General features: G+C 51.0%; 6 protein-coding genes and 1 pseudogene. 3 read left to right on the top strand and 4 right to left on the bottom strand.

From position 1 onward, the window contains the following. Positions 1-362: 362 nt before the first annotated feature. From PUQ60_RS11095 to PUQ60_RS11085, 3 genes and pseudogenes are all read right to left on the bottom strand, one after another. Complete coding sequence (locus tag PUQ60_RS11095) at positions 363-644, bottom strand: DUF6061 family protein (protein WP_112091635.1); 282 nt, start codon at positions 642-644, stop codon at positions 363-365. A gap of 88 nt (positions 645-732) precedes the next feature. Next, a pseudogene (locus tag PUQ60_RS11090) lies at positions 733-1047 on the bottom strand (toprim domain-containing protein); the annotation flags it as partial. A gap of 340 nt (positions 1048-1387) precedes the next feature. Next, the gene (locus tag PUQ60_RS11085) at positions 1388-3106 is read right to left on the bottom strand and encodes a glycosyltransferase (protein WP_273417197.1); all 1719 of its coding nucleotides are present in this window, start codon (positions 3104-3106) and stop codon (positions 1388-1390) included. A gap of 291 nt (positions 3107-3397) precedes the next feature. Here PUQ60_RS11085 and PUQ60_RS11080 point away from each other — a divergent pair, with 291 nt between their 5' ends. The 3 genes from PUQ60_RS11080 to PUQ60_RS11070 all read left to right on the top strand — a co-directional run bounded on the left by PUQ60_RS11080 (position 3398) and on the right by PUQ60_RS11070 (position 5378). Then, on the top strand, positions 3398-4357 hold the full coding sequence (locus tag PUQ60_RS11080) for a MarR family transcriptional regulator (protein ID WP_112116545.1): 960 nt from the start codon (positions 3398-3400) through the stop codon (positions 4355-4357). Next, entirely contained in the window at positions 4341-4682 is a 342-nt protein-coding gene (locus tag PUQ60_RS11075; protein WP_186850374.1) for a hypothetical protein, read from the top strand. Before PUQ60_RS11080 ends, PUQ60_RS11075 begins: the two co-directional genes overlap by 17 nt. A 213-nt stretch (positions 4683-4895) precedes the next feature. Next, a complete protein-coding gene (locus tag PUQ60_RS11070) occupies positions 4896-5378 on the top strand; it encodes an NADAR family protein (protein WP_112116541.1) in 483 nt (160 codons plus the stop codon). Positions 5379-5688: 310 nt separating this feature from the next. Here PUQ60_RS11070 and PUQ60_RS11065 read toward each other — a convergent pair. After that, on the bottom strand, positions 5689-6334 hold a 646-nt coding region (locus PUQ60_RS11065), incomplete at its 5' end, for a DUF4366 domain-containing protein (RefSeq protein ID WP_273417196.1).

The raw sequence follows: 6334 nt of genomic DNA, 5'->3' as shown, positions 1-6334 counted from the left end.
TGGTGCAGTGCTTATTCTCAATAACGATGCGATTGATGAAAATGATAGACCTTTTAGGAATTTAGAATTTTCTCAATAATCAAGCCACCCAAATGGCAAACTTGAAATCATCGAGAGATACATAAGATATAGGGTTGAATCGACTTTCGTGTCGAAAAAAACAAGTGCTAGAAATAGCAAAATCCATTGAATTTTAGAACGACATTTATAAGAAACCAGTAGATTTGCCTGATGTTTGTGATTTCTTTGACCGTTGGGCCATTGATTTTGCACTACTATGAGCAAAGGAAAAACTTAAAATAAGCCAACAACCCGCCATTTGCAGCGACTGCAAGTAGCGGGTTGTTTGGCCTATTTAGAGGTTAGTCTTTCAGTTTGCCATGGTCACAACCGAGCGTGAGGTAGTGCTCTATCTCCCCGCTCAGCACCATCCGTGCGTACTCCAGCGGATTGTTGTATAGCAGCCAATCAAGTTCAGCTCGCTGTGCCGGGGTATTGCCGTACTCGTCCTCAATGGCGATACAATCAATGGAAAGGGTTGTGCCATCTTCAAATCGGGTTTCCACCCGGTTGGTGTCCATGTTGTAGCGGCAGGAAAGCGCTTTTTGAGAGTGATTAAGGTCGAAATTCTGATTTCGTTTCATTTGAATAGCTCCTTTAATGATTTTGAAATTTGATTTTCAACGAGATGAGGTCTCTTTTTTCTTTCTCCTAAGTCACCCAACCGCACTACCCTGCATCCGTAGCGCAGATCACACTGTCCACATCCGGGCGGTGCATGAGCTTTTGCAGGATGCCAAACTGTTTTTTGGTGGACGCAGAAACCAGATACTGCCACCTTTCCGGCAGAATGGGCAAATCTGCGATACTCCACTTGACGTATTTGGCATCGTAGATGTTGGGTGGTGCCAGTTCCACCAGATGACCCACACACCAGCTGACAAGGTAGCCATTGCCCTCCATATAACCGTCCCCGCGCTGATCTGCCCCAATCACCTTCGAGAGGCTCATGGCAACCGAGGGCTTTTCCGCTAATACAAGCTTCATTCGATACTGCTCCTTTCGCAAAAAAATTAGCAGCCAGGCACCGAAGCGCATGACTGCTATGTAAGGAACGGTATTCTGTTTTAGGTCTACAAACTGGGGCTTTTATGATCTTGCCACAGCTTATCAGTCTATGCACGTCAACTGTTGAAACCGCCGTGTACCGAACGGTACGCACGGTGGTGTGAGAGGACGGCGGCTAGTCACCGCCTCCTACTCGCTTGTGCCCATGTTTCGGCCCTCCACATCATCACTCCGCGCATGCGTTGTGCCTCGCCGCAACGCATTCTGCCCCTCGCTGACTCATCGCCAGGCATCGCTGATGGTGTTCGTCTGCCCATCCTCACTTCTGCAGTATCTGCTTTTCGTTCTCCTGCACACGCCGCTCGAGCGCTGTATACTGCCGGAGCTCGTCCTCGGTAAATCCCCGGAACTTCGCCTGCTCGTAGTCACGCTCCGCGGCCGCGATATCCTGCAGCACCGCATCCGACGCCGGCAGCAGCTCGAGACGAATCATCCGCGGCTCGCGTTTTTTCTTCGTCATTCCGTTCGCGTCTGCATCCTGTGCCTCGCCACGCTTTCCGAAAAGACCGGTCGCCTCGGCTGTTTCCGCCGCTTCACGTCGTTTCCTCGGCACGTCGACCACTTCGAGCATCCCGCGTGAGACCAGCTTCTGCAGCGCGGCGCGCAGATCCCCGCGGCTCATATGCATCAGCTCCGCGAGATCCTTCCGGCTCAGCGCCTTTCCGGCATCCTTTCGATCAGTCGCCTCCACGGCATCTTCCCGCGCAGGCATCTGCGCTTCAGCCCCTCGAGTGAGCGCCTTTCCCGCGTCCTTCCGATACAGCAGCAGCGACAGCTCCGCCAGCGTCATATCATACTTCAGCGCCACCGACTCGAGATAGCGCTCGAGCAGCTTCCGGTCGCGGTACTTCTCCACGATGATCCCATCCTCCGAAATCACCTCCTGCAGCGCCTGGCTCCGCTCCTCACCGAGCTTCTGCGTCCCCGGAATCGTCGCCGGGAACACGAAACCATCCTTCGCCGCATCCACTAGAAAATGATAGACCTGCAGCCGCTTCCGCTCATACGCATCCTCATCCAGCACATGCTTGAAGAAGTCGTTGTAGCACTCGAACATCGCGAGTTTCATCTCCACCGTCCGCGCGAAGCTGATCTTCTGATTCACCAGCGAACCCTTCGTCTTCACATAATAGTAGACCGGCGTCCGCAGCGCATAGAACGTCGTCGCATAGCGCACATACTCGAGATTAAACAGAAAATCCTCGCACCAGCTGAGCTTCGCATCCATCCGGATCCCGTGCGCCTCCACAAGCGAGCGCCGGTACAGCTTATTCCACAGCACCCCATAGTAGTAGTCCGCCGGGTTCTCCATCATGAAGCCAACGAACGCTTCACGCCCGATCACCTGGTCCGCGTCGATATCCCCCTTCCGCGACACCATCTCTCCGACGACACGATAGAAATCCGCGATCACCATGTCGCAGCCCGTCTCCTCGGCCGCCCGCACCATCAGCTTCGTCGCATCCGCCGTCAGCCAGTCATCACTGTCCACGAACTGCAGAAACGTACCCCGCGCCCGCGCGATCGCCTGGTTTCGCGTATCCGACACCCCCGTATTCTCCTTATGCACGACCACCACGCGCGCATCCGCCCGCGCATATCCGTCGCAGATCTCCCCGGACCGATCCTTACTTCCATCATCCATGAGGATCAGCTCGAAATCCCGAAACTCCTGATTCAGAATACTGTCCACACAGCGCGCGAGACTCTTCTCCGCGTTATACACCGGCACGATGATACTGACCTTCGGCTCCATAGGCACCTCCATCAAAAAACTACTTCTAGTTGTACCATAAAACCCTCCCGTTGACACTCGTATATTTCTGCTCACTTTTCCCGGGCCAATGTCTCGGCCCTCCGCCTGCTCACTCCGCGCCCACGCGTCCGCACCCTCCACCTTCTCACGTCGCGTCCACCCATTCGCACTCGTTGCCTTTATCGCGCCCATGCCTCCGCCCACTACCTCCTCACGTCGCATCGAAGCACCAATTCCCTCATGAAAATGTCATATTACAGCATAAATTCGCTCATGAAAGTGTAATGAAGCACGGATTATTCCCTCATGAAAGTGGCAAAATACTGAAAAGAACGCTCATAAAAGTGGCAGAGCACGGAAATCTGAGAGGAAAAAGAAGGTGCCATGGTGTTAAATTATTCTTATGATATTTCCGCTTCCTGATGATTTTTTTGAATTATCTTAACTTTAATATCGAAACTTAACTTAAAACAAGTTATAATACAAAAATAGAGTTAAATAGAAGGAGAACATATGGAATATCTCTATAAAGTTCTGGGAATTAAAGCGACAGTTCAGCGCGCAGAGTTTGACCATCTGCCCAATTATATAGCTGTAAGGTATCGTTTACAGAAGGTATCCATGGATGGACAGAAAGTGATTTTTCTTTATCCAAAGACAGAGTTGGAGCAGATCGAAGTGCTGAAAAAGCATATTGCCCGTATACAGAAAAAAGAGAACCTGCCTGTCGTGCTGGTGCTAAACGAACTCAGTTATCGTCAAAAGGAATATCTGCTTCGTGAAAAGATCCCGTTTATCGTAGATGGAAAACAAATCTATCTGCCGTTTATGAGCGTGTATTTGCAGGAGCGGTGCGATGCGGAGAAGCAGCCAAGAGAAGATCTGCTTCCGTCGGCGCAGCTGCTTTTATTGCATTTTATTTACGGCGGCACGAAAGAACTGCCGTCGAGCCAGGCAGCGAAGGATTTAAAGCTGACAGCTACGTCTATATCGAGAGCATCGAGACAGCTGGAGGAGATGGGGCTGTTGCAGATAAAGAAAGCTGGTGTGCAGAAAATTCTGCTGTCCGAAGATCCGCCGGAAGTGCTGTTTCAGAAAGCGGAAGAGACTCTGTTGAATCCGGTAAAGCGAACGGTCTATGTTCCGAAGGAGTATATTGGGGCGGATATGCTGGTAAGCGGATATTCGGCACTGGCAGAATATTCGATGCTGAGCGCACCAGCCGTCGAGTGCTATGCGACAGATAAAATATCTCAATGGAAAAACGTTATGACAAACAGACTTCAGGATTCGAAGACTCAGGTGGCGGTAGAAATGTGGAGATACGATCCTCGGATTTTAGCTACTGGACATAGCGTTGACGCGCTCTCGCTGGCTCTGACATTAAAAGACGATACAGATGAACGTGTTGAACAGGCAGTGGAAGAACTGCTGAGCGAAGTATGGAGAAAGATAGATGGTAGGAAAATATAAAGTAGTCACGCTCTGTGGCAGCACCCGCTTCAAAGAGCAGTTCATGGATGCCCAGAAGCGGCTGACGCTTGCGGGTTATATCGTCATCAGCGTCGGGCTCTTCGGCCACGCCGGCGATCAGGAAGTCTGGGACGGCATGGACGAAGGAACCCTCTCGAAAACGAAGGAAATGCTCGACGACATGCACAAACGGAAAATCGACATGGCTGACGAAATCTACGTCATCAACGTCGGCGGCTACATCGGTGACAGCACCCGCTCGGAAATCCAGTACGCCGAAGAGCACGGGAAACCGGTCCGGTACTACCAGAACATCCGTAAATAGGAGATGCTGAGTCAGCTTTCGGAGGCGAGACAGGATATCGCAGATGGAAAGTGCAAAACCGGCGCCCAGGTAGCCGAGAACCTGGGAAAAAAGTACGGATTTATATAAAGACAGCCGAAATCAGGCGTATGATGTGAAAAATTTTGTCGTAGAACAGTGCTATGATCATAGTGCAGAAAACCATCTGCAGCATATAGACAGGAGGAACGGATTATGAATACAAAGCAGATCATCGGCTTTCACAACCCGGATGAGGAATACGGATATTTGAGTAACTGGTATCGGTCGGATTTCGAAAAGGACGGCATCCGGTTTTCATCCATGGAGCAGTACATGATGTACCAGAAGGCGCGCTGCTTTCGGGACGAGAAGGTCGCCGCAGAAATCCTGAAAACCGATGACGTCGGCCGCATCAAGGAACTGGGCCGCCAGGTTTCAAACTATGATGAAAGCAGATGGAACGGCATGCGCCAGATCCTCGTCTACGAAGGCCTCCTCGCAAAGTTTGAGCAGAACGAAGACCTGAAGGCTCAGCTCAAATCCACCGGCGACGCCATCCTCGCAGAGTGCGCCGTCAAGGACCACATCTGGGGCATCGGCTTATCGATGAAGGACCCAGATCGACTCGACGTGAAAAAGTGGCACGGAACGAACCTGCTGGGGTATGCACTCATGATCGTACGAGAACGGGTGTGAAGGGCGAAAATCCAGATACCAATATAAATACGTATTTGATGATTTATAGATATGAATAAATGCAGATCAAAATGCGCAGAATATGAGCACTTATAGACATTTAATCAACACTATATGAAAATATGCCTATTATTTTTGAGAGATGCTGGATGGTAAAATTCCGAGTTGTTGAGCTGTTCTTACTTTCTATTTTATCAGATATCGCCTACAGAGTCCATAGCTTCATAGCTCAAAACAGTTCACCCACCAACCATTTGGCTATGTAAAGGGGACGGCTTTTCAGCCGCCCCACCGGTCAACGCTGCGTTAATCAGACAGGTTCATCGTCCGATTCCGCTTCATAATCCTCGTTGACATCCACTTCTTCGTCCTCGTCACCATCATCCTCCGGCAGCTGGAGCGTATCTTCATCCTCATCGTGATAATCCGCATCCGGGTCCGGCTGATTTTTCTTGGACGCAGGCTTTACGCCCTTCATCTTGATATAGAGATAACCGCCGCCTGCCGCCAGTGCAATCAGCACGACCACACCCAGAAAGCCGGATGCGATCTTTGTGACCTTGTTTTCCTTGAGCTGTTCCGTGCCGGATGCCGCCGCTTCTTCTGCGGCTTTCTTGGCTTCTTCCTCGGCTTTCAGCCTGTCCTGTTCAGCCTGCGCCGCCGCTTCCTTTTCGGCGGTATAAGCGTCCGCATCTTCTTCCTCCATCAGAGCCAACAGGTCGGCTTCATCCACAAGGTTCATAAAATGGACGGTCTGCGCCCCTTTACTATTCCTGTCAATGACCAGATAGAATGTGTTGCCGGACTTCGACACCAGCGTAATGAACTGCTGACCACTGCCATCGGAATAATTGGTGTGGTAATCGTCCACCAGTGTCAGGTTGCCCTCCGGGGTCAGAGCACCGGTTTCCTCATCGGTCACGGTGACTACATCTTCTTCATCGGTGGTAGAAGTC

Source organism: Clostridium sp. AF02-29 (assembly GCF_934835585.1).
Lineage (GTDB): Bacteria > Bacillota > Clostridia > Lachnospirales > Lachnospiraceae > Otoolea > Otoolea fessa.
Note: the sequence above shows the minus strand (reverse complement) of the source record. Positions and strands in the feature narration are given on the sequence as shown.